Raw genomic sequence first — 25,694 nt, forward strand, 5'->3', positions numbered from 1 at the left:
CGCCACGGAAGTGGGCGGCGCTTTTTAGCATGGAGCCATCGCCAACCCACGGAGCACCACCATGGAACAAAGACTCGATTTCTACAAGGCCTCCCCCGACGCCATGAAGGCACTGATCGCACTCGAGGTGGCGGTCGGCAAGCTGGGCCTCGAGCCGACCCTGCTCGACCTCGTCAAGCTGCGCGCCTCGCAGATCAACGGCTGCGCCTTCTGCGTCGACCTGCATGCCAGCGACCTGCGCAAGAAGGGCGAGACCGAGCGCCGGCTCTATGCAGTGCCGGTTTGGCGCGAAACGCCCTTCTTCACGCCGCGCGAACGCGCGGCGCTGGCCTGGACCGAGGCCATCACGCAGGTGGCCGAGAGCCGGGCGCCGGACGCCGACTACGAGGCCCTGAGCGCCGAGTTCAGCGAAAGCGAGCGGGTGAACCTGACGCTCGCGATCGGCGTGATCAACAGCTGGAACCGGTTGTCGATCGGGTTCCGGAAGACCCTCTCGGTCTGAGCCAGCAACTGACGCAGGAGGCCACCTTGATGGCCGCGCTCGACCACTTCCACATCGTGACGCTGGTCGCCGCAGGGTGCCCTGGCGGTGGTGATGGTCGAGCGGCTGCCGCGGCCTTCATGGAACTCGCTCGCGCACGCGGACTCGAAGAGCCGATGACCCCCTCGCCCCTCCCCCGCGGCCTGCCCCGGCGCACGATCGCTGCGGCAGCGATTGCGCTGCCGGCATTCTGGGTGGGCGCGCGCGCGCAGCCCGCCGCCCCTCGGCGCCCGACACCGTCGCAGACCGAAGGGCCGTTCTACCCCGTGGCCCTGCCGGCCGACTCCGACGGCGACCTGCTGCGCAACGGCACACTGAGCTACGCCGCCACCCAGCCGGCCTGGGTCGACGGCACGGTCACCGACCTCGACGGCCGGCCGCTGCGCGGCGCGCAGGTCGAAATCTGGCAATGCGACGAGGCCGGCCACTACCACCACCCGGGCGACGGCGACCGCGCCGACCGCGCCTTCCAGGGCTTCGGCAGGGTGACGGTGGATGCCGATGGCCGCTACCGCTTTCGCACCATCCGGCCGGTGCCCTACACCGGCCGCACGCCGCACATCCACGTCAAGGTCAAGCTGGACCGCCGCGAACTGCTGACCACCCAGCTCTATGTGGAAGGTGCGCCGGGCAACGCGCGCGACGGCCTCTGGCGCAGCCTGCCGCAGGAGGCACGGGCCGCGCTCACCGTGCCCTTCGAGCGCGCCTCGGACGGCTGGAAGGCCAGCTTCCCGATCGTGGTCAGGGCCTGAGGCCCCCACGCTCCCTCACTTCGTGTGGTCGCTGCCTCCCGAGGGGGCCGCAGGCCGGCTTGGGGCGGCCCGGCACCGGCCTGAGCGTCAATCCGCCAGCCGCCCGGCGGTGAGCCTCAGCACGCGATCGCAGCGCGCCGCCAGGCTTTCGTCGTGCGTCACCATCACGAAGGCCGTGCCCTGATCGCGCGCCAACTGCAGCATCAGCGCGAAGACGCCGTCGGCGGTCGCGCGATCGAGGTTGCCGGTGGGCTCGTCGGCCAGCACGCAATCGGGCTGGGTCACCAAAGCGCGCGCGATCGCCACGCGCTGGCGCTCGCCGCCCGACAGTTCCGCCGGCCGGTGCTGCACCCGTTCGCCGAGGCCCACGGCACTCAACATTGCGACCGCCGCCGCGCCGGCCTGGGCCGGCGGCGTGCGCCGGATCTTGAGCGGCATCGCAACGTTGTCGAGCGCGCTGAACTCCGGCAGCAAATGATGAAACTGGTAGACGAAGCCGAGGTGCCGATTGCGCAGCCGGCCCTGCTCGGCGGCGTCGACATGGGCGATGTTCTCGCCGTGCAGCTCGACGCTGCCCGCGGTCGGCGCATCGAGGCCGCCCATCAGGTGCAGCAGCGTGCTCTTGCCGGAGCCCGAGGCGCCGACGATGGCCAGCGTCTCGCCGGCATGCACGTCGAGGTCGACGCCGTGCAGCACCGTGAGGTCGATGCGGCCTTCATGGAAGCGCTTGGTCAGGCCTCTTACCTTCAACACCACCTCACTCATAGCGCAGCGCCTCCGCCGGGTTGACGCGGCTGGCGCGCCAGCTCGGGTAGAGCGTGGCCACGAAGGCCAGCACCAGCGAGATGAGGGTGATCGGCAGGATGTCGCCGCGCTGCGGATCACTCGGCATCTTGCTGATCAGGTAGATGTCCTTGGGCAGGAAGCTGGCATGGAACAGCCGCTCGAGCGCCGGCACGATGACGTCGATGTTGTAAGCGATGCCCAGTCCCAGCAGCAGGCCACCCAGGGTGCCGATGACGCCGACCATGGCCCCCTGCACCACGAAGATGCCCATGATGCTTTTCGGACTCGAGCCGAGCGTGCGCAGGATCGCGATGTCGGCACGCTTGTCGGTCACGGTCATCACCAGGGTCGAGACCAGGTTGAAGGCCGCCACCGCCACGATCAGCGTGAGGATGATGAACATCATGCGTTTCTCGACCTGCACCGCCGCGAACCAGGTCTTGTTGGCGCGGGTCCAGTCGCGGATCAGGAACTGGCCCGGCAGCGTGGCCGCCAGCTGGTCGGCCACCTCGCGCGCCTGGTGCAGGTCCTTGAGCTTGAGCCGCACGCCGGTCGGGCCCTCGAGGCGGAACACGCGGGCGGCGTCCTCGGCATGGATCATCGCCAGCGCCGAATCGTATTCGTAGTGGCCCGAATCGAAGGTGCCGACCACCGTGAAGGGCTTGAAGCGCGGCATCACGCCGGCCGGCGTGACCTGGCCGCCGGGGGCCACCAGCGTCACCTGGTCGCCGACCCGCACGAACATCGAGCGTGCCAGCTCGATGCCCAGCACGATGCCGAACTCGCCCGGCACCAGCTTGTCGAGCGCGCCCTGCTGGGCGGTGGTCGAGATGTCGGTGACCTGCGGCTCGAGCTTCGGGTCGATGCCGCGGATCAGCGCGCCCTTCATGTCCTCGCCGCGCGCCAGCAGCGCCTGCGCCGCGACGAAGGGCGCGACGCCGATCACCTCGGGGTTCTTGCGGGCGTCCTCCATGATGGCGTCGATGTCGGCCAGCGCCTGGCCATCGCGCGAAAAGATCTCGATGTGCGAGATCACGCCGAGCATGCGGTCGGTGACTTCCTTCTGGAAGCCGTTCATCACGCTCAGCACGATGATCAGCGCCGCCACGCCGAGCGCGATGCCGAACATCGAGACGCCGGAGATGAAGGAGATGAAGCCGTTGCGCCGCGTGGCCCGGCCGGCTCGGGTGTAACGCCAGCCGAGTTGCAGTTCGTAGGGGAGTCGCATTCAGGCCTCCCGCCGGGCCGCCCCAAGGGAGGCCGGCACCCCCTCGGGGGGCAGCGATGACACGAAGTGCGGAGCGTGGGGGCAGTTCATCTGTTTGATTGTGGCATCCCGGACAATAGGCCCCATGTCCGTACCGCCCCACGCCCGCCACCTGCTCATTCCCTTCGCCGGCCGCAGCTCCCCGGCCTGCCGCGAGGCACTGGCCGGGCTGCGGCTGCCGAAGCTCGAAGCCCTGCTGGCGCGGCTCACGCGGGTGCACGAGGATTCGCAGGACGACAGCAGCCGTTCGCCGCCGCACGAGCGTGCGCTGGCCGAGGCCCTGGGCATCGCGGCCGCCGACGGCTGCATTCCCTGGGCCGCACTGGAAGCCAGGCAGGCCGGCCTGGGCCCGACCGACGGCGGCCAGGCCTGGGGCATCGCCACGCTGTGCCATTGGCAGGTCGGCATCGACGACGTGATGCTGGGCGACCCGGCCGCGATCGAGATCGATCCGGCCGAATCCGAAGCGCTGATGGCCGCGGCGCGCCCCTTCTTCGAGGAGGACGGCATCGCGCTGCATGCCTCGGCGACGCCGGGCCGCTGGCTGGCCCAGGGCCCGATCTTCGACGGCCTGGCGACGGCGTCGATCGACCGTGCGGTCGGCTTCCCGATCTCGCAATGGTCGCCGCTGTCCGACGCTGGACGCCCGCTGCGCCGCCTGCAGAACGAGATGCAGATGCTGCTCTATACCGAGCGCGTGAACGACGCCCGCACCGCGCGCGGCGTGCCGCCGATCAATTCCTTCTGGCTCAGCGGCACCGGCAACCTGCCCGCCGCATTCGCCCCGAAGGCCAGCGCCCCCACTGTGGCCGATGCGCTGCGCCTCCCCGCCCTGCGCGATGACGGCGCCGCCTGGGCCTCGGCCTGGCAAGCGCTCGATGCCGGCCCGGTGGCCGATTTGCTGGCGGCCAGCGCTCGCGGCGAAGCCGTCACGCTGACGCTCTGCGGCGACCGCAGCGCCCAGCGCTTCGCGCTGCAGCCGCGCGGCTTCGCGGACTGGGCCAAGGGGCTGTTCGGCCGCCCTTCGGCAGCCTCCTTCCTCGAGGCGCTGTGACGATGAAGATCCAGGCCAGGGACATCCCGCCGCGCAGCGCCTGGGCGCTCGAGCAAGCCGGCGTGCATCCGCTGCTGGCGCGGCTCTACGCCGCGCGCGGCGTGCGCGCCAAAGAAGAACTCGACGACGGCCTGGCGCTGCTGCTGCCGCCGAACACGCTGCGCGGCACCCGCGAGTCCGCCGTGCTGCTGGCCGATGCCATTCGCGACGACAAGCGCCTGTGCATCGTCGCCGACTACGACTGCGACGGTGCCACCGCCTGTGCCGTGGCGGTGCGCGGCCTGCGACTGCTGGGCGCGCGCCATGTCGCCTACCTGGTACCCGACCGCGTGGTCGATGGCTACGGCCTGACGCCGCCGATCGCCGAGCGCGTGGCGGCGAGCGGTGCCGACCTGCTGATCACGGTCGACAACGGCGTCGCGAGCGTCGACGGCGTGGCCGCCGCCAAGGCGCGCGGCCTGGCGGTGCTGGTGACCGACCACCACCTGCCGGGCCCGGTGCTGCCCGCTGCCGACGTGCTGGTGAATCCGAACCAGCCCGGCTGCGAATTCGACAGCAAGAGCATCGCCGGCGTCGGCGTGATGTTCTACGTGCTGCTGGCGTTGCGCAGCGAGCTGCGCGCGCGCGGCGTGTTCGACCTCGGCAATCAGCCCAAGCTCGATGCACTGCTGCCGCTGGTCGCGCTCGGCACCGTCGCCGACGTGGTCCGGCTCGATGCCAACAACCGGCGCCTGGTGGCGCAGGGCCTGCGCCGCATCCGCGCCGGCGTCATGCAAGCCGGCATCGCCGCGCTGTTCAAGGCCGCGGGCCGCAATGCGGCCGCGGCCACCACCTTCGATTTCGGCTTCGCGCTCGGGCCCCGCATCAACGCCGCCGGCCGCCTGGCCGACATGACACTCGGCATCGAGTGCCTGCTGACCGACGACGCCGGCCGCGCCGACGAACTCGCGCGCATGCTCGACGGCATCAACCGCGAGCGGCGCGACATCGAGGGCGGCATGCGCGACAAGGCGCTGGCGCTGGCCGAGACGCTGTTCGACGACAGCCAGGCACCGCCGGCGGCGATCAGCGTCTTCGGCGCCGACTTCCACGAAGGCGTGGTCGGCATCGTGGCCTCGCGGATCAAGGACCGCTTCCACCGGCCGACCTTCGTCTTCGCGGCCAGCGGCGCCGACGGCAAGGCGCACGAACTGAAGGGCTCCGGCCGCTCGATCCCCGGCTTCCACTTGCGCGATGCACTCGACCTGGTGGCCAAGCGCCATCCCGACGTGCTGCTGCGCTTCGGCGGCCATGCCATGGCGGCCGGCTGCACCGTGGCGCGCGAGCAGTTCCCGATCTTCGAGCAGGCGCTGGCGCAGGTCGCGCAGGAGTGGCTCGACGCCGCCACGCTGACGCGCCGGCTCGACACCGACGGGCCGCTGGCGCCCGAATACCTGCGCGTCGACATGGTCGACACGCTGCACCGCGAGGTCTGGGGCCAGGGCTTCGCGCCGCCGACCTTCAGCGAGGAGGTCGAGGTGGTCTCGCAGCGCCTGGTCGGCGAGAAGCACCTGGCGCTCAAGCTCAAGCACCGCGGCAAGCCGGTGGACGGCATCTGGTTCGGCCACACCGAGCCGCTGCCGACCCGCGTGGTGCTGGCCTGGCGGCTCGATGCCGACGAATGGCAGGGCGTGCGGCGTGTCAGGTTCCTGGTCGAAGGCGCCGAGATCTAGGGCGTGTTCCCACTATTTCCAGGGTCGCGAAGGCATGCCAAGGCGGGCCAATCAAGGCGCGTGACGCCGCATGTGCGTTGRCACATGCAAGGAGTGCAACGCGGAGTGGCACGCCTTGGCATGCCTTCCCTTCGGGTTGCCCGACCAAGGGGCCGTCTGCGGCGTTGCCCGCGCTTGCAAGGCGTCAGCCTTGCTGCGCGCGGGCGCCTTGCATCCAGCCCCTTGGCCGGGCAACGCGATCCCTGGAAATAGTGGGAACACGCCCTGGATTGTTTCCAGGCCGTTAACGCCGCGGTTCCTTTTGCGGCGGTTGTGCGAAGGGCTTTGGCACCAAACTTCCTCTCACCGACAAACCCTCGTGAAGGAACCGAAATGAATGCCTCGAAAGTCATCGCCGCCGCTGCACTGTCCCTGCTCGCCGCTGCCGGCGCCCACGCCGAAACCTATGACGGCGTGCACTCGCTGACCTCATCCGCCAGCCGCACCGAAGTCGCCGGCCAGGCCGTGGTCGCCGCGCGTGCAGGCAACGCCTATGGCGAAGGCGCCAGCGCCGGCGCGCAGCCTTTCACCTCCACCGCCAGCCGCTCGGCCGTGCATGCCGAAGCGGTCGCCAAGGCGCACGACCCGTTTGCCAGCCTCGACCGCCGCGCGTTCTACCGCGACCAGGTGCCGAGCGCCTACAGCAAGCCGAAGGTCTCGTTCACGCGCCAGGCTGCGCTGTAAGGCGGATCAGCGCGAGAAGACCTGGTTGAGCCCGATCGCGTAGCCCCGGACACCGTCCGGGCCGCTGCGCGCGGCGCTCAGGTCGACGCTGATCGTCGGCGTCAGATTGAAGCGCACGCCGGCGCGCGAAGTCCAGACATCGAAGGCGCGAAAGCGCTCGAAGACCAGCCACAGCTTGTCGTTGAAGGCCCATGCACCCTGCAGTCCGCCACGCCCGGTTCGCTCGCCGCTGCCGGGCGTCCAGTCGTAGCCGAGATTGAAGTTGACATACAGGCTGTCGAGCGGATGCCAGGTCACGGGCACCACGAACTGGCCGCCGGCACGACCGCCGTGCGTGGCATCCCACACCGCGCTGAAGAACAATGCCGCGCTCAGTCGCGAATCCTCCTGCTCTCCCATGAAGGTCCACTTGAGCTGCGGCCCCGCGCCGTAGGCCTTGTCGCCGGGCACCGACGCACGGTCGATGTTGAAACCGAGCTCGACCGGTCCGACCCGGCAGGCGGGCCCGAAGTGGTAGTCGGTGACAGGCTCGGTGCCGAAGCGCCCGCCCCAGACCTCGTACTGGCACTGGCCCGGGTCGAGCGTGCCGGCGTCGTCGATGTCGAAATGGCCGGCGGCTTGGACCTGCATCGCGAGGACGCAAAGGAGCAGGGGAAGAATACGTCGGGCCATGGCCGCGCATTCTAGGAGCCGCCCGTGACAAGGGCCTGTTCACGCTATTTCCGGGGTCGCGAAGGCATGCCAGGATGGGCCAATCAAGACGCGCGACGCGGCATGTGCGTTGGCACATGCGAGGAGCGCAACGCCGAGTGGCTCATCCTGGCATGCCTTCCCTTCGGGTTGCCGAGCCAAGGGGCCGTCTGCGGCGTTGCCCGCGCTTGCAAGGCGAAAGCCTTGCTGCGCACGTGCGCCTTGCATCCAGCCCCTTGGCTCGACAACGCGACCCCGGAAATAGCGTGAACAGGCCCTACATCTCGAATTGCGGCTGCAGCTCGCGAATGCGTTTCATTGCCACGCCGGCGGCGGCCGTGCGGGTCTCGACGCCCAGCTTGACATAGACCCGTTCCAGGTGCTTCTTGGCGGTCGCGGGGCTGCTGCCGAGGATCTCGCCGATGTCCTTGTTGGTCTTGCCCTTGACCACCCAGTACAGCACCTCGGCTTCGCGCGCCGTCAGCTTGAGGCTCAGGCTCATGGCCTCGATCACGGCGGTGTCCGACACCTCGCGCATGATGATCAGCCAGTCGTCGCCCTCGTCGTCGTGGCCGGTCTGCTGGTGCAGGCGCAGGCTGAGGCTGGTCGCACCCTGCGCAACCGACAGCGCCGGCGGCTCGATCTGCCGCTGCTGCGCATCGGGCAGGTGCCGCCGCAGCCATTCGAGCACCGCGGGCGGCGTCACCGGCGCACTGGTGCCGCAATAACGCAGCAGCATGTCGCGCGCCAGCGCGGTCTGCCAGATCAGCTTGCCCTCGGGCATCCGCACCGTGATGCTGGCGTAGCCGAAGGCATCGAGCGCATTGCGCGCCTGGCCGGCCTGCTGCGCTTCCTGCCGGGCGCGCCGCGCCCCCTGCAGATGAACGTTCATGCGCGCCAGCACCTCCTTGGGCTTGATCGGCTTGGTCACGTAGTCGACGCCGCCGGCCTCCAGCGCGGCGACCAGGTGCTCGGTCTCGGTCAGCCCGGTCATGAAGACGATCGGGATGTGGGCGGTCGCGGCATCGGCCTTGAGCCGGCGCGCCACCTCGAAGCCGTCGATGCCCGGCATCATCGCGTCGAGCAGCACGATGTCGGGCCGCGCCTGGGCCGCGCGCTGCAGCGCCTGCTCGCCGCTGGTGGCGACCAGCACGGTGTAGCCCGACTCGTCGAGCGCATCGTGCAGCACCGCGAGGTTGTCGGGCACGTCGTCGACGATCAGGACGAGGTCGCTGTTGCCGCCGCTGCCGCGCAGCGTTTGGACCAGCATCGATGGCTTGTTCGCGCCGCTCATGGGGCGCCCACCGCCGCGCCGAGGGCCCGGCTCATCGCCTCGAACTGGAACTGTCGCGCCAGGGCGCGCTGGGCGGCGGTCCAGGCGGCGCACTCGGGCTGGGCCGCGTCGATATCGTCGAGCTGATTCATGATGCCCCGAAAATAACCCAGGCCGACCGCTTCCTCGAGCGCACGCAGTCGTGCGGTCGAGGGCAGCACCACCGCGGCCTGCTCGGCGGCGGGCGGTGCGGCCGGGCTCTCGGTCCAGCGGATGCCGAGGCGGCGCTCGAGCCAGTCGAGCAGTTCGCTGTGACGCACCGGCTTGACGAAGAAATCATCGGGCGTGATGCCGACGTCGTTGTCCAGGCGCTTGTCGAAGGCGTTGGCCGAGACGATCGCCACCGCGGCGTCGGCCAGCCCGAGCGCGCGCGACCGGCGGATGGTCTCCCAGCCGTCGATGCCCGGCATCGCGAGGTCGACGAACATCGCATCGGGGTGCCAGCCGGCCGCGACCAGGTCCAGCGCATCGTGGCCGCTGGCGGCGGTGCGCAGCTCGAAGCCCAGCGGCGCGAGCACCTGTACCAAGAGCTCTCGATCGGCCTCCTCGTTGTCGACCACCAGCAAGCGACGGCGCCGGCCTTCGTAGCCGCGCCTCGGCCGTGCCGCCGGTGCCGGCAAGCGGCGTCCGATACCGGCGGGCAGCTCGTGCACGTGCGGCAGGAACAGCCTCACGCTGAACACCGAGCCGACGCCGGGCGTGCTCTGCACGCGCATCTCGCCGCCCATCAGGTCGATCAGCATCTTGGCGATCGTCAGCCCGAGGCCGGCTCCGGGCGCTGCCGGCCCGGCCGTGGCGCCGCGCGCGAAAGGCTCGAAGATGCGGCCGAGTTCTTCCGCCGACATGCCCGGCCCGGTGTCCTCGATCTCGATCGCAGCGAACTCGCGCGCATAGCGCAGCCGCAGCGTGACCTGGCCGGCGGCAGTGAACTTGATCGCGTTGCCGAGCAGGTTGATGAGGATCTGCCGCACGCGCTTCTCATCGGCCCGGACCAGCTCGGGCAGCGTGCCGCTGGGCTCGAAGCGGAAGGCCAGGCCCTTCTCGGCGGCCTCGAGCTCGAACATGTCGGCCAGCTCGCTCATCAGGTCCGCGAACGCCATCGGCCGGGCACTGAGCGTGAGCTTGCCGGCCTCGATGTGGGCGATGTCCAGCGTGCCCTCGATCAGCGACAGCAGGTGCTCGCCGCCGCGCCTGATCACCGCCACCGCCTGCCGGCGATGCGGCGGCACGGCGGCGTCCTCGCCCATCAACTGCGCATAGCCCAGGATGCTGTTGAGCGGCGTGCGCAGCTCGTGGCTGATGGCGCTGATGTAGCGGCTCTTGGCCTGGTTGGCCTGGTCGGCCGCGCGCTTGGCTTCCTCGGCGATGCTGCGCGCCTGGTCGGCGCTCTGCTTGGCCGCCTGCAGTGCCCGGTCGGTCTTGCGGTGCAGCTCGATCTCGCGCACCAGCAGGTGGGTCTGGCGGTTCGACTCCTCTTGCGCCACCTTGCGGCTCTGGTGCGCCAGCACCAGCCACCAGGCGACGATGCCGGCGATCACGAGCAGCGCCATGTAGGCCTTGAGGAAGCCCGAGCGCAGCGACGCCGGCTGCATGCCGGGCATCGCGAGCTCGCCCATCGCCGCGTCGCCGAGCGCGCGCAGCTCCTGCTGGTAGAGCACGCCGAAGACGCCGGCCAGCAAGGGTACGACGATCAGCATCAGCAGCAGGAAATGGCCGAGCCCGGTGTCGAGGTAGGGCCAGACGCGGCGCGGCAGCAGCCAGCGCAGCGCACCCGACCATTGCGCCGACAGGCTCGCCTGCGGCTTGCAGAGATCGCCGCAGCGCGCGTCCAGCGTGCAGCAGAGCGAGCAGATCGCGCCCTGGTAGGCCGGGCAATGCGCCATGTCCGGGCCTTCGTATTCGCGCTCGCAGATCACGCAGAACTGGGTGGAGGGTCCGCCGCCGGGCCGCCCCAAGGCGGACTGCGCCCCCCCCTCGGGGGGCAGCGACGACACGCAGTGCGGAGCGTGGGGGCTCAGAGTCCGGCGATAGCTGCCGGCGCCGGACTCGACCCGCGCCCAGCGAATCGCCGAGCGGCGCGTCGACGGCGCGAAGGGCGCGGCGCCATCCTCGTCCGAGACCCGCGCGATGTAGTACTTGCTGCGCGTGGCCCAGGCGATCAGCGGCGCCGTGACAAAGGCGGTGCCGAGCGCGATCAGCGCCGAGAAGGCCTGCGCCAGCGGTCCGAACACGCCCAGGTGCGCGGTGATCGACAGCCCCGAGGCCAGCGCCATCGCGCCGACGCCGACCGGGTTGATGTCCCACAGGTGCGCGCGCTTGAACTCGATGCCCGGCGGCGACAGCCCCAGCGGCTTGTTGATGACCAGGTCGGCCACCACCGCCATCATCCAGGCGATCGCGATGTTGGCGTAGAGGCCGAGCACGTCGCCCAGCGCCTCGAACACGTTCATCTCCATCAGCATGAAGGCGATCAGCGCATTGAAGACCACCCACACCACGCGGCCCGGGTGGCTGTGCGTGACGCGCGAGAAGAAGTTGCTCCAGGCCAGCGACCCGGCATAGGCGTTGGTGACGTTGATCTTGAGCTGCGAGATGACGACGAAGATCGCGGTCGCCGCCACGGCCCAGCCGAAGTTCGGGAACACGTACTCGTAGGCCGCCAGGTACATCTGGTTCGGGTCGACCGCGCGCTCCGGCGGCACCATGTGGCTGATCGCGAGGTAGGCCAGCAAGGCGCCGCCGAGCATCTTGAGCACGCCGAGCACCACCCAGCCGGGTCCGCCCGCCAGCACGCCGGCCCACCAGCGGCCGCGGTTGGCGACCGTGCGCGCCGGCATGAAGCGCAGGTAGTCGGCCTGCTCGCCCATCTGCGTGATCAGGGCGATGCCGACCGTCAGCGCAGCACCGAAGAGGTGCAGATCGAAACCATCCGCCTTCGATCTGACACCGATGTAGTGCGTCACGCCAGAGAACGCACCAGGATCGCGCGCCAGCACGTAACCGAAGGGCACCACCAGCATCAGCAGCCAGATCGGCTGGGTCCACACTTGCAGCCGGCTGATGGCCGAGATGCCGTGCGTGACCAGCGGGATCACCACCAGCGCGCAGACCAGGTAGCCCCAGACCGGCGGGACGCCCAGCGCCAGTTCGAGCGCATAGGCCATCACCGCGGCCTCGAGGGCGAAGAAGATGAAGGTGAAGGAGGCGTAGATCAGCGAGGTCAGGGTCGAGCCGATGTAGCCGAAGCCGGCGCCGCGCGTGAGCAGGTCCATGTCGACGCCATAGCGCGCCGCATAGACGCTGATCGGCAGGCCGGCCAGGAAGATGATCAGCCCGGTGACCAGGATCGCCCAGAAGGCATTGACGAAGCCGTACTGCACCAGCAGCGTGGCGCCGACCGCCTCCAGGATCAGGAAGGAGGCGGCGCCGCCGAAGGCGGTGCTCGCCACCCGCCACTCGGACATCCGGCGGAAGCGCTGCGGCGTGTAGCGCAGCGCGTAGTCCTCCAGCGTCTCGCGGGCGACCCAGCTGTTGTAGTCGCGCCGGACCTTGACGATGCGCTGCGGCGCTTCGTCGCTCGGAGCGGGGGGAACGGCGGTGGTGTCCACACCAGATCGGTGCAGGTTCCGTGCCCACCTGTGCTCACCCCAGGTTGGCTCACTTCGTGTAGCCGCCCACCCCCTCGCCGGGGGCAACACCAGCGGCCCGGCAAAGCCGGTTCCGCGGTGTTCCACCAACGGGCCTCGCTGCGCGGGCCGGCCGCTAAACGCGCGAGGCACGACTGTTGCAAAGGTTCACGACTGCCCAATAATGGCCTGCCTCAAGACGCCACCCCCGCACCCATGGAACTCACACCGCGCGAAAAAGACAAGCTGCTGATCTTCACCGCAGCCCTGCTGGCCGAACGACGCCGGGCCCGCGGGCTCAAGCTCAACTACCCCGAGGCCGTGGCCCTGATCTCGGCCGCCGTGATGGAAGGGGCGCGCGACGGCAAGAGCGTCGCCGCCCTGATGAGCGAGGGCCGCGCCGTGCTGACCCGGGCCGACGTCATGGACGGCATCGCCGAGATGATTCCGGACATCCAGGTCGAAGCGACGTTTCCGGACGGCACCAAGCTGGTGACCGTGCACCAGCCGATCGTCTGACGGCACCCTCTTCGCACAACAACAAGGACCTCATTCCATGCGCTTCACCCGTACCGCACCCGTCCTCGCGCTGCTGCTCGCCGCGCTGCCGCTGGCTGCCAGCGCCCACACCGGCGTCGACGGCGGCCTGCACCATGGCCTGGTCTCCGGCTTCCTGCACCCACTGACCGGTGCCGACCATCTGGCGGCGATGGTCGCGGTCGGCCTCTGGAGTGCGCTCACCGCGCGCCGGGCCTGGCCCGACCTGCTGTGGGCGCCACTGGGATTCGCCTCGATGCTGCTGGTCGGCGCGCTGGTCGGACTTGCGGGCGTGCAACTGCCCGCGGTCGAACCGATGATCGCGGCCTCGCTGCTGGTGCTGGGCCTGCTGGTCGTCACGCAAAGGCGCCTGCCGCCGCTCGCGGCCGCGGCACTGGTCGGTGTCTTCGCGGTTTTCCACGGCGTCGCGCACGGCCAGGAACTGCACGGCGAATCGGGTGCCGCGTCGACGCTGGCCGGCATGCTCGCCGCCACCGTGCTGTTGCACGCGGCCGGCATCGCGGCCGGCTGGTCGCTACGACACGGGCACAGCTGGCTGCCGCGCATCGCGGGCGCCGCGGTGGCGTTTTTCGGCGCTGCGCTGCTCGGCGGCGCGCTGGCCTGAGGCGACCTCGATGATTCCCGGCGAACTCATCACCGACGAGGGCGATCACGTCCTCAACCCCGGCCGACGCGCCATCACGCTGGTGGTCCAGAACACCGCCGACCGGCCGATCCAGGTCGGCTCGCACTACCACTTCGCCGAGACCAACGGCGCGCTCGGCTTCGACCGCGAGGCCGCGCGCGGCATGCGGCTGAACATCGCCTCGGGCACGGCGGTGCGCTTCGAACCGGGCCAGCAGCGCACGGTCGAGCTGGTCGATTTTTCGGGTGACCGCGTGATCTACGGCTTTCGCGGCCTCGTTCAAGGAAAGCTCTAGATGGCAACGATCGGGCGACGCGCCTACGCAGAAATATTCGGTCCCACCGTCGGCGACCGCGTGCGGCTGGCCGACACCGACCTGGTGATCGAGGTCGAGGAGGACTACACGCTGCACGCCGGCGGCTACGGCGAGGAAGTCAAGTTCGGCGGCGGCAAGACCATCCGCGACGGCATGGCGCAAGGCCAGCGCACCCGCGCCGAGGGCACGGTCGACACCGTGATGACCAACGCGCTGATCCTCGACCACTGGGGCATCGTGAAGGCCGACATCGGCTTGAAGGACGGCCGCATCGTCGCCATCGGCAAGGCCGGCAATCCCGATGTCCAGCCGGGTGTCGACATCGTGATCGGCGCCGGCACCGAGGTGATCAGCTGCGAGGGCAACATCGTCACGGCGGGCGGCATCGACAGCCACATCCACTTCATCTGCCCGCAGCAGATCGAGGAGGCGCTTGCGTCCGGCGTGACCACCATGCTGGGCGGCGGCACCGGCCCCGCGACCGGCACCTTCGCGACCACCGCGACGCCCGGCCCCTGGCACATCGAGCGCATGCTGCAGGCCGCCGACGCCTTCCCGATGAACCTCGGCTTCCTCGGCAAGGGCAACGCCAGCCTGCCGGCGGCGTTGCACGAGCAGATCGACGCCGGCGTGATCGGCCTCAAGCTGCACGAGGACTGGGGCACCACGCCGGCCGCGATCAGCAACTGCCTGGACGTGGCCGACGCCACCGACACGCAGGTGGCGATCCACAGCGACACCCTCAACGAGTCGGGCTTCGTCGAGAACACCATCGCGGCCGTGAAGGGCCGCGCCATCTGCGCCTTCCACACCGAGGGCGCGGGCGGCGGCCATGCGCCGGACATCCTGCGGGTGGTGGGCGAGGCCAACTTCCTGCCCTCGTCGACCAACCCGACGATGCCCTACACCGTGAACACGCTCGACGAGCACGTCGACATGCTGATGGTGTGCCACCACCTGGACGCCGGCATCCCCGAGGACCTGGCCTTCGCCGAGAGCCGCATCCGCAAGGAGACCATCGCGGCCGAGGACATCCTGCACGACCTCGGCGCGATCAGCATGTTCAGCTCCGACAGCCAGGCCATGGGCCGGGTCGGCGAGATCGTGATCCGCTGCTGGCAGACCGCGCACAAGATGAAGGGCCAGCGCGGCAAGCTGCCCGAGGACAACGCGCGCAACGACAACTTCCGCGCCAAGCGCTATGTCGCCAAGTACACGATCAACCCCGCGCTCGCGCACGGCATCGCGCACGAGGTCGGCAGCATCGAGGTCGGCAAGTGGGCCGACCTGGTGGTCTGGAAGCCGGCCTTCTTCGGCGTCAAGCCCTTCACGATCATCAAGGGCGGCACGATCGCGATGGCCGCGATGGGCGACCCCAACGCCTCGATCCCGACGCCGCAGCCGGTGCACTACCGGCCGATGTTCGGCGCCTATGGCGGCTCGCTCGCGAAGAGCTCGCTGACCTTCGTCTCGCAGGCCGGACTGTCGGCGGGCATCGGCGAGCGCTACGGCCTGGCCAAGACGCTGAGTGCGGTGAAGAACATCCGCGGCGTGCGCAAGCAGCACATGGTGCACAACGCCTACACGCCAACGATGGAGATCGACCACCAGACCTACGCGGTGCGTGCGGACGGGCAGCTGCTGGTGTGCGATCCGGCGGTGTCGCTGCCGATGACGCAGCGGTACTTTCTGTTCTAGTTCGATGCGCGGATCGACAATCCGCATTCATCGAACAACTTGCTTTTCCATGCTCACCGCCAACAAACTCATGCCCCAGGGCGGCGGCCTCGCGGCCGTTCTGCTCAAGCGCGCCGCCACCGTCGAACTCGACTGGGACGTGCGCCAGAAGAGCCGATTCGACACCACCGACTCGCAAGGCCGCCAGATCGGCGTGTTCCTGCCGCGCGGCACCGCCGTGCGCGGCGGCGACGTGCTGGTGGCCGAGGACGGCTCGCTGATCAAGGTCATCGCCGCGCCGCAGCCGGTGCTGGTCATCACGCACTGCAGCGAGCACGGCACGCCCTTCGACCTGACGCGCGCCGCCTACCACCTCGGCAACCGGCATGTGCCGATCGAACTCAAGCCCGACCACCTGAAGATCGAGCCCGACCACGTGCTGGCGGGCATGCTGCGCGCGATGCACCTGATCGTGCGCGAGGCCGAGGAAGCCTTCGAGCCCGAGGGCGGCGCCTACGGCGCGCACGGCGGCGGCCATGGTCACGGGTCTCATGCGCATGGCGCCGCCCCGGTCGGCCCGGTGCTGCATCCGGACGCCTATGCCGGCTCGCGTGCGCACGACGCGCACGGTCACGACCACGACCACTCCCACTGATGAACGACGCGCAGGCCGCCCTGCCCGCCAGCAGCCTGCTGCAGCTGATCTGGCTGGCCTCGCCGGCGCTGCCGGTGGGCGGCTTCTCGTACTCCGAAGGACTCGAGGCGGCGATCGACGGGGCCGGCATCGCGACGGAGCGGGCCGTCTCGGACTGGCTGGCCGACCAGCTGCACCTGGCGCTGGCCCGCGCCGATCTCGCCGTGGTGGCGCAGGCGGTGGCGGCCTGGCGGCAGGCGGACACAGCCCGCATCCGCGCGCTCAACGACTGGGTCTTCCAGACCCGCGAATCGGCCGAATTCCTGCTGCAGACCGAGCAGATGGGCCGCTCCTTCGTCGAATGGCTCAAGCTGCATCACCCTGACGTCGCGAACATTTTCGAAACGCTGCCTGCGAGCTATCCGATCGCCTTCGCCTTCGCCGCCAGCCGCACCGAGGCCCCCGCGCGCGATGCCTGCCTGGCCTTCGCCTTCGGCTGGGCCGAGAACATGATCGGCGCCGCGGTCAAGGCGGTGCCCCTCGGCCAGAGCGCCGGCCAGCGCATTCTCGGCCGCCTCGCCGCGGAAATTCCCACTGCCGTCGACCATGCGATCACACTGGCGGATGATGAGCGGCAGGCCTTCTCACCGATGCTTGCCGTGCTGTCGTCCCGCCACGAAACCCAGTACTCGCGCCTCTTCCGAAGCTAAGACCATGAACCCCCACGCGCCTCGCGAGGCATAACCCATGTCCTCCGCCCTCCACCACATCCCCCATCGCACCAAGAAGCTGCCGCCGCTGCGCGTGGGCATCGGCGGCCCGGTCGGCTCCGGCAAGACCACGCTGCTCGAGATGCTCTGCAAGGCGATGCGCGACAAGTACGACCTGATCGCGATCACCAACGACATCTACACCAAGGAAGACCAGCGCCTGCTGACGGTCGCCGGCGCGCTGCCGGCCGAGCGCATCATGGGCGTGGAAACCGGCGGCTGCCCGCACACCGCGATCCGCGAGGACGCCTCGATCAACCTCGAGGCCATCGACCGCATGCTGGCCCAGTTCCCCGACGCCGACGTGGTCTTCGTCGAATCCGGCGGCGACAACCTGGCGGCCACCTTCAGCCCCGAGCTGTCCGACCTGACGATCTACGTGATCGACGTCGCGGCCGGCGAGAAGATCCCGCGCAAGGGCGGCCCCGGCATCACCAAGAGCGACCTGTTCGTGATCAACAAGACCGACCTCGCGCCCTATGTCGGTGCGGATCTGGCCGTCATGGAGGCCGACACGAAGCGCATGCGCAAGCAGCGGCCCTTCGTGATGACCAACCTCAAGACCCGCACCGGCCTGGCCGAGGTGGTGTCGTTCATCGAAGATCGCGGCATGCTCGTCGAAGCCTGAGCTTCGCGCTTCAGCAAGGGGCATGGAGGGAATCGCAAGGCAAAAAGGCGGCGTGACCCTCGGCCGGCCGGGAAGTTCAGGAGGCGGCCAGGCAAGCTCCCGGCTTCAAATTGTGACAGCGCCGTGAAATCGGTCCGCATCTTGCTACGGGCGTAGGCCATCAGGCTTGTATCGCGCTGTCATATTGAGCGGCGATACTGCCACAATCAGTTACAGGCGGTCCGCTCATCATGGCTTCAGAAGCGATCTTCCATCCGGCGACCGGCAGCGTGCAGTTCGCCATCTACCCCGACGGCTACGACGGTGCCCGCATCATCGCGCGCATCGACGAAGAGGCGTTGCATGCCCGCTTCCACGCGCCCGAGGGTCGGGACGCGGATCTGGTGCAGGCCTACGCACGCAACGCCGACTCGATCGACGCCCTGGCCACCGCACGCTACCGCGAGAACCCGACCCGCGCGGTCTGTCTGGGCCGCGAGGATTTCTAGGCCGGGCCGGCATCGGGCGCGGCAACAAAGAAAAACGGCCCCGAGGGGCCGTTTTTTCTGAGGGCGGCAAGATTACTTGCGTGCCTTCTTGGCGGGTGCAGCGGCCTTCTTGGCCGGTGCAGCCTTCTTGGCCACCGGCTTCGCGGCGGCCTTGTCGGCCTTGCGCTTGGCGGCCTTGGGGTCGACGGCGGCCTTGAACGCTGCGCCCGGCACGAACTTCGGCACCTTCTGGGCGGCGATCTTGATCGCTGCGCCAGCTTGCGGGTTGAAGCCGGTGCGGGCAGCGCGTGCCACTTGCTTGAAGGTCCCGAAGCCGATCAGCTGGACGGGGTCGCCCTTCTTCACTGCAGCGACGATGGAGCCGGTGACGGTTTCCAGGATGCGTGCGGCTTCGGCCTTGCTGACGTTGTGCGTGGTGGCGATCTTCTCGACCAGTTCGATACGGTTCACTTCAAATTTCCTATGGATGGTTTTTTCGCCATGTTGCCGATGGCGGCGCAGCCTGCGACGCAAGCTGCAAGCGGCGCGGAGTGTAACGTAGCTGTGACCGACGCCTTCCCGGGCGGCCTCGGCGAGACGCACTCGGTCTCATGCATTCCGCGTTGCCGAATTTCGCTGATCCAGCGCAAGAAGCGTCTCGTCGAGCGCTCGCATCGCCCTGCCCGGCAGGCAGGCACCGAACGGCGGGCTATCCTCGCGGCACGCCGCTGTCCGGCGCAAGAAAAGGATGAACATGACGGCCCCCACGCTCTGGTGGTTGATGACCTTCGCACTGGTCGCGCTCGAACTGGTGACCGGCACCATCTATGCCTTGCTGGTTGCGATCGGCTTCGCGGTCGGCGCGCTGGCCGCGCACCTCGGCGCCGCCATGCCGGCGCAGATCGCCTGCGCCGCCGTGGCCTGCGTGGCCTTCGTCGGCGGCTGGTACCTGCGCTCTTCGCGCCAACCGAAGACGCACCTGTCCGACATGCAGATCGACGTCGGCGAACACGTCACCGTCCCCGCCTGGGGACCGGGCCGCACGGCCGAGGTCCGCTATCGCGGCGCCACCTGGCAGGTGAAGCCGGCGACCGACGGCCCGACGGCGCCCGGCCTGCATCGCATCGTCGACATCCAGGGCAACTTCCTCATCGTCGAACCCATCGGCTGATGCGCCGCCCGGACGCCACTCCCTACTGAAAGCTGAAAGCACTCATGGAAATCTCGCTCGTTCTCCTCGTCGTCGCGATCCTGTTCGTGGCGCGCGCCGTCAAGTTCGTCCCCCAGCAGCACGCGTGGGTGGTCGAGCGCATGGGCAAGTACCACGCCACGCTGCTGCCGGGTGCCAACTTCCTGGTGCCCTTCATCGACCGCGTCGCCTATCGCCACAGCTTGAAGGAAGTGCCGCTCGACGTCCCGAGCCAGGTCTGCATCACGCGCGACAACACGCAGCTCACGGTCGACGGCATCCTCTACTTCCAGGTCACCGACCCGATGCGCGCCAGCTATGGCTCGTCGAACTACATCGTGGCCGTCACGCAGCTGGCCCAGACCTCGCTGCGCAGCGTGATCGGCAAGCTCGAACTCGACAAGACCTTCGAGGAGCGCGACATCATCAACGCCCAGGTGGTGGCCGCGATCGACGAGGCCGCGCTCAACTGGGGCGTGAAGGTGCTGCGCTACGAGATCAAGGACCTGACGCCGCCGAAGGAGATCCTGCACGCGATGCAGTCGCAGATCACCGCCGAGCGCGAGAAGCGCGCGCTCATCGCCGCCTCCGAGGGGCGCCGCCAGGAACAGATCAACATCGCGACCGGCGAGCGCGAAGCCGCCATCGCGCGCTCCGAGGGCGAGAAGCAGGCGGTCGTGAACAAGGCGCAGGGCGAGGCGGCGGCGATCAGCGCCGTGGCCGAAGCCACGGCCGGCGCCATCTCCCGCATCGCCGAAGCCATCGAGAAGCCCGGCGGCGCGTCGGCGGTGCAGCTCAAGGTGGCCGAGGAGGCGCTTCAGGCCTATGGCAAGGTGGCCGAGAAATCGAAGACCACGCTGATCGTGCCGAGCAACATGACCGAAGTGTCGACGCTGATCAGCTCGGCGATGGCGATGGTCAAGGGCCCCGCCAGCTGAGGACACTGCCATGCTTGCCGCCGAACGCGACCAGACGGTCGCCGAAGAAATCATGAACGCGCTGAGCCACGGCCTGGGCCTGCTGCTCGCCATCGCCTCGCTGCCGATCCTGGTGTACAGCGCCTCGCAGCAGCGCAGCGCCGCCGCGGTGGTCGGCGCCAGCCTGTTCGCCGGGACGATGATCCTGCTGTACCTGGTGTCGACCCTGTACCACGCGCTGCCGCTCGGCCGGGCCAAGGCCTTGTTCAACCGGCTGGACCATGCGGCCATCTACCTGTTTATCGCCGGCAGCTACATGCCCTTCCTGCTCGGCGTGCTGCGGGGGCCGGCCGGCTGGGCGCTGTTCGGCGCCGTCTGGTGCGCCGCGGTGCTGGGCGTCGGCGCGAAGCTCTTCAACCGCCTGCGGCACCCCTGGTGGTCGACCGGCCTGTACGTCGCGATGGGCTGGATGGCGGTGGCGGCCGCAGTGCCCCTGTACGAGCGCATGTCGGCGGCCGGCCTCGGCTGGCTGGTGGCCGGAGGCCTCGCCTACACGGCCGGCGCCGTGGTCTTCCTGTTCGACGACAAGGTGCGCTTCGCGCACTTCGTCTGGCACCTGTTCGTGCTGGCGGGGAGTGCCTGCCACTTCTTTGCGGCACTGTGGCACGCGCACGGATAGGGCCGGCCGCCTCGACTCAAAGCCAGTCGAGTTCTCCGGTCGTCCACGCCGACGCATCCGCGCCGAGTACCACAGCCAGCGATTGCGTCTCGGGCAGCAACCGCCCGAAATAGAAGCGCGCAGTCGCCAGCTTGGCGCGGTAGATCGGATCGCCGCCCGGCGTCTGGCGCGCCAGCGCGACGGCCGCCATGCGCGCCCACATCCAGGCCAGTGCCACGTGGCCCATCAGGCGCAGGAAAGGCACGGCCGCGGCGCCGGCCGCGTGGGCGTCCGTGGCCGCCCGCTCGACCTGATCGCGCGCCGCGCGCCGCGCCAGTGCCACCACCTCGCTCAAGGGCTCGGCGAACTCGCCGAGGCCATCGTCCTGCGCCTGCGCGAACTGCTCGACCGCGTCGAGGAACAGGCCGAGCCCCGCACCCCCATCGGCCAGCACCTTGCGTCCCAGCAGATCCATCGCCTGGATGCCGTTGGCGCCTTCGTACAGCGGGATGATCCGGGCATCGCGCAGGTGCTGCTCGACGCCGTTGTCGGTGATGAAGCCATGGCCGCCGAAGACCTGCATCGCCATGCTGGTGCATTCCACCGCGAGCTCGCTCGAGAAGGCCTTGACGATCGGTGTCGCCAGCGCCAGCAGCTTCGCCGCCCGCTCGCGCTGCTCCGGGTCCGCGCCGCGATGCTGGACATCGGCCAGCTGCGAGGCCCACAGCGCGAAGGCGCGGGTGCCCTCGACATACGCCTTCTGGGTCAGCAGCATGCGGCGGACGTCGGCGTGCGCGAGGATGGGGTCGGCCGGGCCGCGGCGCGCGGCCATCGCGGGCGCCCTGCCCTGCGTCCGGTCCCTGGCGTAGGCCAGCGCCTTCTGGTACGCCGCTTCCATCAGCCCGATCGCGTTGACGCCCACCACGATGCGCGCGTGGTTCATCATCACGAACATCGCCGCCAGGCCGCGGTTGGCCTCGCCGAGCAGCCAGCCGGTGGCGGCGTCGAAGTTCATGGTGCAGGTGGCATTGCCGTGGATGCCCATCTTGTGCTCGATCGAGCCGCAGGCCAGCGCATTGCGCTCGCCGACGCCGCCCGCCGCCGTCGGCAGGAACTTGGGCACGATGAACAGCGAAATGCCCTTCACGCCCGGTGGCGCATCGGGCAGCCGCGCCAGCACCAGGTGCACGATGTTGTCGGTCAAGTCCTGCTCGCCGCCCGAGATGAAGATCTTGCTGCCGGTGACGGCGTAGCTGCCGTCCGCCCGCGGCTGGGCGCGGGTGCGCAGCAGGCCCAGGTCGGTGCCCGCGTGGGGCTCGGTCAGGCACATGGTGCCGGCCCATTCGCCCGAGGCGAGGCGCGGCAGGTACAGCGCCTGCTGCGCCGCATCGCCGTTGGTCGCCAGGCAGGTGTACGCGGCGTGCGACATGCCGGGATAGGCCGCCCAGCCCATGTTGGCGCCGCAGAAGATCTCGTAGATCGCGTTGTCGAGCACCGAGGGCATGCCCTGCCCGCCGTGTGCCGGATCGCAGGCCAGCGCAGTCCAGCCGCCGGCGCAGAAGCGGTCGTAGGCCTCGCGGAATCCCGCCGGCGTGCGGACGACGCCCGGGGCCGGCATGCGGCAGCCCTCGCGGTCGCCGCTGCCGTTGAGCGGCGCGATGACCTCGGCGGCGAAAGTGCCGGCGGCTTCGAGGATCTGGTCGAGCGTGTCGCGGTCGAGCGCCTCGTCGCCGGCGCCGGGCACGGTGGCGCAGACGTCGAGCAACTCGTGCAGCACGAAGCGCAGATCGCGCAGCGGGGCGGTGTAGCCGTATCCGCTCATGACGGGCGCAGCTCGCGACGCAGGATCTTGCCGACCGTCGATTTCGGCAGCGCCTGCAGGAAGCTGATCTGCCGCGGGACCTTGTAGCCGGCCAGGTTGGCGCGGCAATGCGCCTCGATCTCCTCGGCGCTCAGCGCGTCGTTGCGCCGCACCACGAAGAGATGCGGCGCCTCGCCCGAGCGCGCGTCGGGCTGGCCGATGCAGGCGCATTCGAGCACGCCGTCGTGCAGAGCGACCACCGCCTCGATCTCGTTCGGGTAGACGTTGAAGCCCGACACCAGGATCATGTCCTTCTTGCGGTCGACGATGGTCATGGCGCCGCTGGCGTCGGCCACCACCACGTCGCCGGTGCGGAAGAAGCCGTCCTCGGTCAGCGCCTTGCGGCTGTCTTCCTCGCGCTTCCAGTAGCCGGCGAACAGCTGCGGCCCCTTCAGCAGCAGTTCGCCCGGCGTGCCGTCGGCCACCGGCCGGCCGTCGTCGTCGACCACCCGCGCATCGGTCGACGGCACCGGGATGCCGATCGAGCCGTTGCGCCCGGGCGGATTGAAGGTCGCCGAGGGCGAGGTCTCGGTGAGTCCGTAGGCTTCGGTGATCGGCGGACCGCCGGCCGCGTGCCAGCGTTGCGACACCGCCTGCTGGATCGACGCGCCGGCGCCGATCACCAGGCCGGTGCCGCTGAAGTCGACACTGGGCAGCTCGGGCGCATTCACCAGCGCGTTGAACAGCGTGTTGACGCCGATGAAGACCAGGAACGGGGCGCGCTTCATCTCCGCGATCACCGCGCCCGGATCGCGCGGATTCGCGACCAGCCGCATCACGCCGCCGAGTTGGAAGGTGATCAGCGACACCTGCAGCGGATAGATGTGATAGAGCGGCAGCGGCGCCACCACCGACCATTCGCGGGTGTCGACCGCGAGCCGCATCCAGCTGAGCGACTGCAGCACGCCGGCACCGACGCTGCGATGCGTCAGCACCGCGCCCTTCGACAGGCCGGTGGTGCCGCCGGTGTACTGCAGGAAGGCCGGGTCGGCCGGTGCGATCTGCACGGACGGCAGCGGCAGCCCGCCGGACCGGGCCATGGCCTCGGCGATCGGCATGACCTGCTGCCGTTCGCCCACGGCGTCCGGCTGCGCCGCGATCGCGGCCAGCAAACCCGCGACCGGCGCGGTGAGGATCTGCTCGACGCCGGCTTCGAGGATCACGCCTTCGAGCGCTTCGCGCAGCGGCTCGGCGAGCACGATGCAGCGCACCCCCGCATCGGCCAGCTGGTGGGCCAGCTCGCGCGGCGTGTAGAGCGGATTCACGGGCACGCCCACCATGCCGCTGCGCAGGATTGCGGTCATGGCGATCGGAAAGGCCAGGCCGTTGGGCATCATCAGCGCCACGCGGTCGCCCTGGCGCAAGCCGGCCGCATGAAAGTGCGCCGCGAGCCGGTGCGCCAGGCGGCCGAGCTGCGCATAGCTCAGCGATTCGGTGCCCGCCGTCACCGCGGTGCGATCGGCAAACGCGTCGATCGAGCGGTCGAGCATCGCCGCCAGGGTCTCGCCCGGCGGCAGCTCGATGTCGGTGCCCATCCCGGGCGGGTAGGCCGCGTGCCAGCGTCTGGTTTCCATGTCGTCTCCTTGGGTTCGTGGTGGGTGGGGCTCAGCGCGCGAGCTCTTCGCGGATCATGTCCATGCGGTCCTGGCCGAAGAACATCTCGTCGCCGACGAAGGTGGTCGGCGCGCCGAACACGCCGCGCGCCACCGCTTCGTCGGTGGTGGCCTTGAGGGCCGCCTTGACCTCGGGGTCGGCGGCCAGCGCCTGGATCGCCTCCGGCGCGAAGCCGGCGTCCTGCAGCGTCTTGGCGGTCAGCGCCGGCTGGTTGAGGTCGAGCGCATCGATCCACATCGCCTTGAAAACAGCGGCCAGCAGAGCCTGCAGGCGTTCCGGCTCGCGCAGCTGGACGCCGGTCACGGCACGCATCAGGAACAGCGTGATGATCGGAAAGTACGGATTGTTGACAAAGGGCACGCCGTACTTGCGCGCATGCCGCTCGTAGTCGCGCACCGTGTAGCGGCCCTTGGCCGGAATGGCACCGGGCGACGCGTTGCCGGTCGCCTGGTAGACGCCGCCCAGCAGCATCGGCTTGTAGACCAGCTCGGCGCCGGCCGCTTCGCACAGGGGCGGCAGCTGCGTCCATGCCAGGTACGAAGCCGGACTGCCCACATCGAAATAAAACGCCACGGTCTTGCCCATCGTCGGTCCTTTAATAAACGTTCGTTAATTGAACGGAAGTTATGTTATTGTTTTTTGATTGTCAACAAGGGTTACCCCCCGAGGCCTCCGATGCGCTACTCCAGCACCCACAAGCAAGAAGTCCGCGACAAGCTGATGGCCAGCAGCCGGGCGATCGCCAAGCGCGGCGGCTTCGAAGCCACCGGCGTCGATGCGCTGATGGGCGCGATCGGCATGACGGGCGGCGCCTTCTACAGCCACTTCCCCTCCAAGCAGGCGCTGTTCGAGGCGCTGATCAGCGAAGAGGTGGACAACAGCGCCGACATGCTCGCCGGCAACGAGGATTCACCGGCCGACCACGTGGCGCGCTGCCTGCGCGGCTACCTCAGCAGCTTCCATGTCGACAACCCCGACAAGGGCTGCGCGCTGACCGCGCTGGGCCCCGAGATCGCGCGCGCCGGCCCCGAGGTGCGCCGCGCGGTCGAGGCCAGCCTCAAGCGCACGCAGAAGAACTGGAGCGATCGCATCGGCGACTCCGACGGCGCCTGGGCCCTGATCGCCCAGTGCGTCGGCGCCGTGGTGCTGGCGCGCTCGGTCGAGAGCGAAAAGACGCGCAAGGAACTGCTGGCCGCGAGCCGCCGCTTCATCGACAAGGCCTACGCGCTCGAGCACCCGTGCGCGACCTCGCCGGGCCACAAGAAAGCCTGAGGCGCATCGTCGAGGCGCAAGCGC

The 25,694-nt window shown here is 69.5% G+C and carries 26 protein-coding genes; 17 read left to right on the forward strand and 9 right to left on the reverse strand.

The genetic code is table 11. The features are described from left to right. Nucleotides 1-61 precede the first annotated feature (61 nt). Complete coding sequence (locus tag AC1DYD_RS11535) at nucleotides 62-502, forward strand: carboxymuconolactone decarboxylase family protein (RefSeq protein ID WP_478172874.1); 441 nt, start codon at nucleotides 62-64, stop codon at nucleotides 500-502. A 29-nt stretch (nucleotides 503-531) separates the two neighbouring features. After that, nucleotides 532-1,293, forward strand: a complete 762-nt coding sequence (locus AC1DYD_RS11540; RefSeq protein WP_478172875.1) for a dioxygenase family protein — start codon at nucleotides 532-534, stop codon at nucleotides 1,291-1,293. A gap of 87 nt (nucleotides 1,294-1,380) precedes the next feature. Here AC1DYD_RS11540 and lolD read toward each other — a convergent pair whose 3' ends face one another. Both lolD and AC1DYD_RS11550 read right to left on the reverse strand, forming a co-directional pair. Continuing rightward, nucleotides 1,381-2,058, reverse strand: coding sequence for a lipoprotein-releasing ABC transporter ATP-binding protein LolD (lolD, locus tag AC1DYD_RS11545; protein WP_478172876.1), 678 nt, complete (start codon nucleotides 2,056-2,058; stop codon nucleotides 1,381-1,383). Continuing rightward, the gene (locus AC1DYD_RS11550) at nucleotides 2,051-3,307 is read right to left on the reverse strand and encodes a lipoprotein-releasing ABC transporter permease subunit (protein WP_478172877.1); all 1,257 of its coding nucleotides are present in this window, start codon (nucleotides 3,305-3,307) and stop codon (nucleotides 2,051-2,053) included. The genes lolD and AC1DYD_RS11550 overlap by 8 nt, the downstream gene beginning before the upstream one ends. A gap of 124 nt (nucleotides 3,308-3,431) precedes the next feature. Between AC1DYD_RS11550 and AC1DYD_RS11555 the strand changes: the two genes are divergently transcribed. From AC1DYD_RS11555 to AC1DYD_RS11565, 3 genes are all read left to right on the forward strand, one after another. Next, nucleotides 3,432-4,400, forward strand: coding sequence for a hypothetical protein (locus AC1DYD_RS11555; protein WP_478172878.1), 969 nt, complete (start codon nucleotides 3,432-3,434; stop codon nucleotides 4,398-4,400). Nucleotides 4,401-4,402: 2 nt separating this feature from the next. Continuing rightward, nucleotides 4,403-6,112: a single-stranded-DNA-specific exonuclease RecJ gene (gene recJ / locus AC1DYD_RS11560; RefSeq protein ID WP_478172879.1), complete on the forward strand. Its 1,710-nt coding sequence runs from the start codon at nucleotides 4,403-4,405 to the stop codon at nucleotides 6,110-6,112. 372 nt (nucleotides 6,113-6,484) lie between these two features. Then, the gene (locus tag AC1DYD_RS11565) at nucleotides 6,485-6,835 is read left to right on the forward strand and encodes an alpha/beta hydrolase (RefSeq protein ID WP_478172880.1); all 351 of its coding nucleotides are present in this window, start codon (nucleotides 6,485-6,487) and stop codon (nucleotides 6,833-6,835) included. Nucleotides 6,836-6,841: 6 nt separating this feature from the next. On the opposite strand, the gene AC1DYD_RS11570 is transcribed toward AC1DYD_RS11565, so the two are convergent. The 3 genes from AC1DYD_RS11570 to AC1DYD_RS11580 form a co-directional block, all read right to left on the reverse strand. After that, a complete protein-coding gene (locus AC1DYD_RS11570; RefSeq protein WP_478172881.1) occupies nucleotides 6,842-7,507 on the reverse strand; it encodes a hypothetical protein in 666 nt (221 codons plus the stop codon). A gap of 295 nt (nucleotides 7,508-7,802) precedes the next feature. Beyond that, nucleotides 7,803-8,819, reverse strand: a complete 1,017-nt coding sequence (locus tag AC1DYD_RS11575; RefSeq protein WP_478172882.1) for a response regulator — start codon at nucleotides 8,817-8,819, stop codon at nucleotides 7,803-7,805. Continuing rightward, nucleotides 8,816-12,481 (reverse strand): hybrid sensor histidine kinase/response regulator, encoded by a 3,666-nt coding sequence (locus tag AC1DYD_RS11580; RefSeq protein ID WP_478172957.1) that lies wholly within the window; start codon nucleotides 12,479-12,481, stop codon nucleotides 8,816-8,818. The genes AC1DYD_RS11575 and AC1DYD_RS11580 overlap by 4 nt, the downstream gene beginning before the upstream one ends. Before the next feature lie 219 nt (nucleotides 12,482-12,700). Here AC1DYD_RS11580 and AC1DYD_RS11585 point away from each other — a divergent pair, with 219 nt between their 5' ends. The 8 genes from AC1DYD_RS11585 to AC1DYD_RS11620 all read left to right on the forward strand — a co-directional run bounded on the left by AC1DYD_RS11585 (nucleotide 12,701) and on the right by AC1DYD_RS11620 (nucleotide 18,180). Continuing rightward, a complete protein-coding gene (locus tag AC1DYD_RS11585; protein ID WP_286369833.1) occupies nucleotides 12,701-13,003 on the forward strand; it encodes an urease subunit gamma in 303 nt (100 codons plus the stop codon). A gap of 37 nt (nucleotides 13,004-13,040) precedes the next feature. After that, on the forward strand, nucleotides 13,041-13,646 hold the full coding sequence (locus AC1DYD_RS11590; protein WP_478172883.1) for a HupE/UreJ family protein: 606 nt from the start codon (nucleotides 13,041-13,043) through the stop codon (nucleotides 13,644-13,646). A 10-nt stretch (nucleotides 13,647-13,656) separates the two neighbouring features. Further along, nucleotides 13,657-13,962 (forward strand): urease subunit beta, encoded by a 306-nt coding sequence (locus AC1DYD_RS11595; protein ID WP_478172884.1) that lies wholly within the window; start codon nucleotides 13,657-13,659, stop codon nucleotides 13,960-13,962. Further along, complete coding sequence (gene ureC, locus AC1DYD_RS11600) at nucleotides 13,963-15,681, forward strand: urease subunit alpha (RefSeq protein ID WP_478172885.1); 1,719 nt, start codon at nucleotides 13,963-13,965, stop codon at nucleotides 15,679-15,681. A 49-nt stretch (nucleotides 15,682-15,730) separates the two neighbouring features. Next, entirely contained in the window at nucleotides 15,731-16,315 is a 585-nt protein-coding gene (gene ureE, locus AC1DYD_RS11605; RefSeq protein ID WP_478172886.1) for an urease accessory protein UreE, read from the forward strand. Further along, nucleotides 16,315-17,004 carry an urease accessory protein UreF gene (locus AC1DYD_RS11610; protein ID WP_478172887.1) on the forward strand — a complete coding sequence of 230 codons (690 nt, stop codon included), beginning with the start codon at nucleotides 16,315-16,317 and terminating at the stop codon, nucleotides 17,002-17,004. Before ureE ends, AC1DYD_RS11610 begins: the two co-directional genes overlap by 1 nt. 37 nt (nucleotides 17,005-17,041) lie before the next feature. Beyond that, nucleotides 17,042-17,692 carry an urease accessory protein UreG gene (ureG, locus tag AC1DYD_RS11615; RefSeq protein ID WP_478172888.1) on the forward strand — a complete coding sequence of 217 codons (651 nt, stop codon included), beginning with the start codon at nucleotides 17,042-17,044 and terminating at the stop codon, nucleotides 17,690-17,692. A gap of 230 nt (nucleotides 17,693-17,922) precedes the next feature. After that, a complete protein-coding gene (locus AC1DYD_RS11620; protein ID WP_478172889.1) occupies nucleotides 17,923-18,180 on the forward strand; it encodes a hypothetical protein in 258 nt (85 codons plus the stop codon). A gap of 72 nt (nucleotides 18,181-18,252) precedes the next feature. Here AC1DYD_RS11620 and AC1DYD_RS11625 read toward each other — a convergent pair whose 3' ends face one another. After that, nucleotides 18,253-18,648, reverse strand: coding sequence for an HU family DNA-binding protein (locus tag AC1DYD_RS11625; RefSeq protein WP_478172958.1), 396 nt, complete (start codon nucleotides 18,646-18,648; stop codon nucleotides 18,253-18,255). A 265-nt stretch (nucleotides 18,649-18,913) separates the two neighbouring features. Between AC1DYD_RS11625 and AC1DYD_RS11630 the strand changes: the two genes are divergently transcribed. From AC1DYD_RS11630 to trhA, 3 genes are read left to right on the forward strand one after another with little or no spacing between them, the layout of a single operon-like run. Then, complete coding sequence (locus AC1DYD_RS11630) at nucleotides 18,914-19,330, forward strand: NfeD family protein (protein ID WP_478172890.1); 417 nt, start codon at nucleotides 18,914-18,916, stop codon at nucleotides 19,328-19,330. 44 nt (nucleotides 19,331-19,374) lie between these two features. Further along, a complete protein-coding gene (locus tag AC1DYD_RS11635) occupies nucleotides 19,375-20,286 on the forward strand; it encodes an SPFH domain-containing protein (protein WP_478172891.1) in 912 nt (303 codons plus the stop codon). A gap of 10 nt (nucleotides 20,287-20,296) precedes the next feature. Then, nucleotides 20,297-20,944, forward strand: a complete 648-nt coding sequence (trhA, locus tag AC1DYD_RS11640) for a PAQR family membrane homeostasis protein TrhA (protein WP_478172892.1) — start codon at nucleotides 20,297-20,299, stop codon at nucleotides 20,942-20,944. Nucleotides 20,945-20,960: 16 nt separating this feature from the next. Here trhA and AC1DYD_RS11645 read toward each other — a convergent pair whose 3' ends face one another. Genes AC1DYD_RS11645 through AC1DYD_RS11655 form a run of 3 tightly spaced genes read right to left on the reverse strand, consistent with a single transcriptional unit; the run spans nucleotide 20,961 to nucleotide 24,983 of the window. Then, on the reverse strand, nucleotides 20,961-22,745 hold the full coding sequence (locus AC1DYD_RS11645; RefSeq protein ID WP_478172893.1) for an acyl-CoA dehydrogenase C-terminal domain-containing protein: 1,785 nt from the start codon (nucleotides 22,743-22,745) through the stop codon (nucleotides 20,961-20,963). After that, nucleotides 22,742-24,358: an AMP-binding protein gene (locus AC1DYD_RS11650; protein ID WP_478172894.1), complete on the reverse strand. Its 1,617-nt coding sequence runs from the start codon at nucleotides 24,356-24,358 to the stop codon at nucleotides 22,742-22,744. Before AC1DYD_RS11650 ends, AC1DYD_RS11645 begins: the two co-directional genes overlap by 4 nt. Nucleotides 24,359-24,389: 31 nt before the next feature. Continuing rightward, on the reverse strand, nucleotides 24,390-24,983 hold the full coding sequence (locus AC1DYD_RS11655; RefSeq protein WP_478172895.1) for a 2-hydroxychromene-2-carboxylate isomerase: 594 nt from the start codon (nucleotides 24,981-24,983) through the stop codon (nucleotides 24,390-24,392). Between the two features lie 90 nt (nucleotides 24,984-25,073). Here AC1DYD_RS11655 and AC1DYD_RS11660 point away from each other — a divergent pair, with 90 nt between their 5' ends. Continuing rightward, on the forward strand, nucleotides 25,074-25,670 hold the full coding sequence (locus tag AC1DYD_RS11660; protein ID WP_478172896.1) for a TetR/AcrR family transcriptional regulator: 597 nt from the start codon (nucleotides 25,074-25,076) through the stop codon (nucleotides 25,668-25,670). The last annotated feature ends 24 nt before the right edge of the window (nucleotides 25,671-25,694 follow it).

The organism is Variovorax sp. P4_B11 (assembly GCF_056402355.1).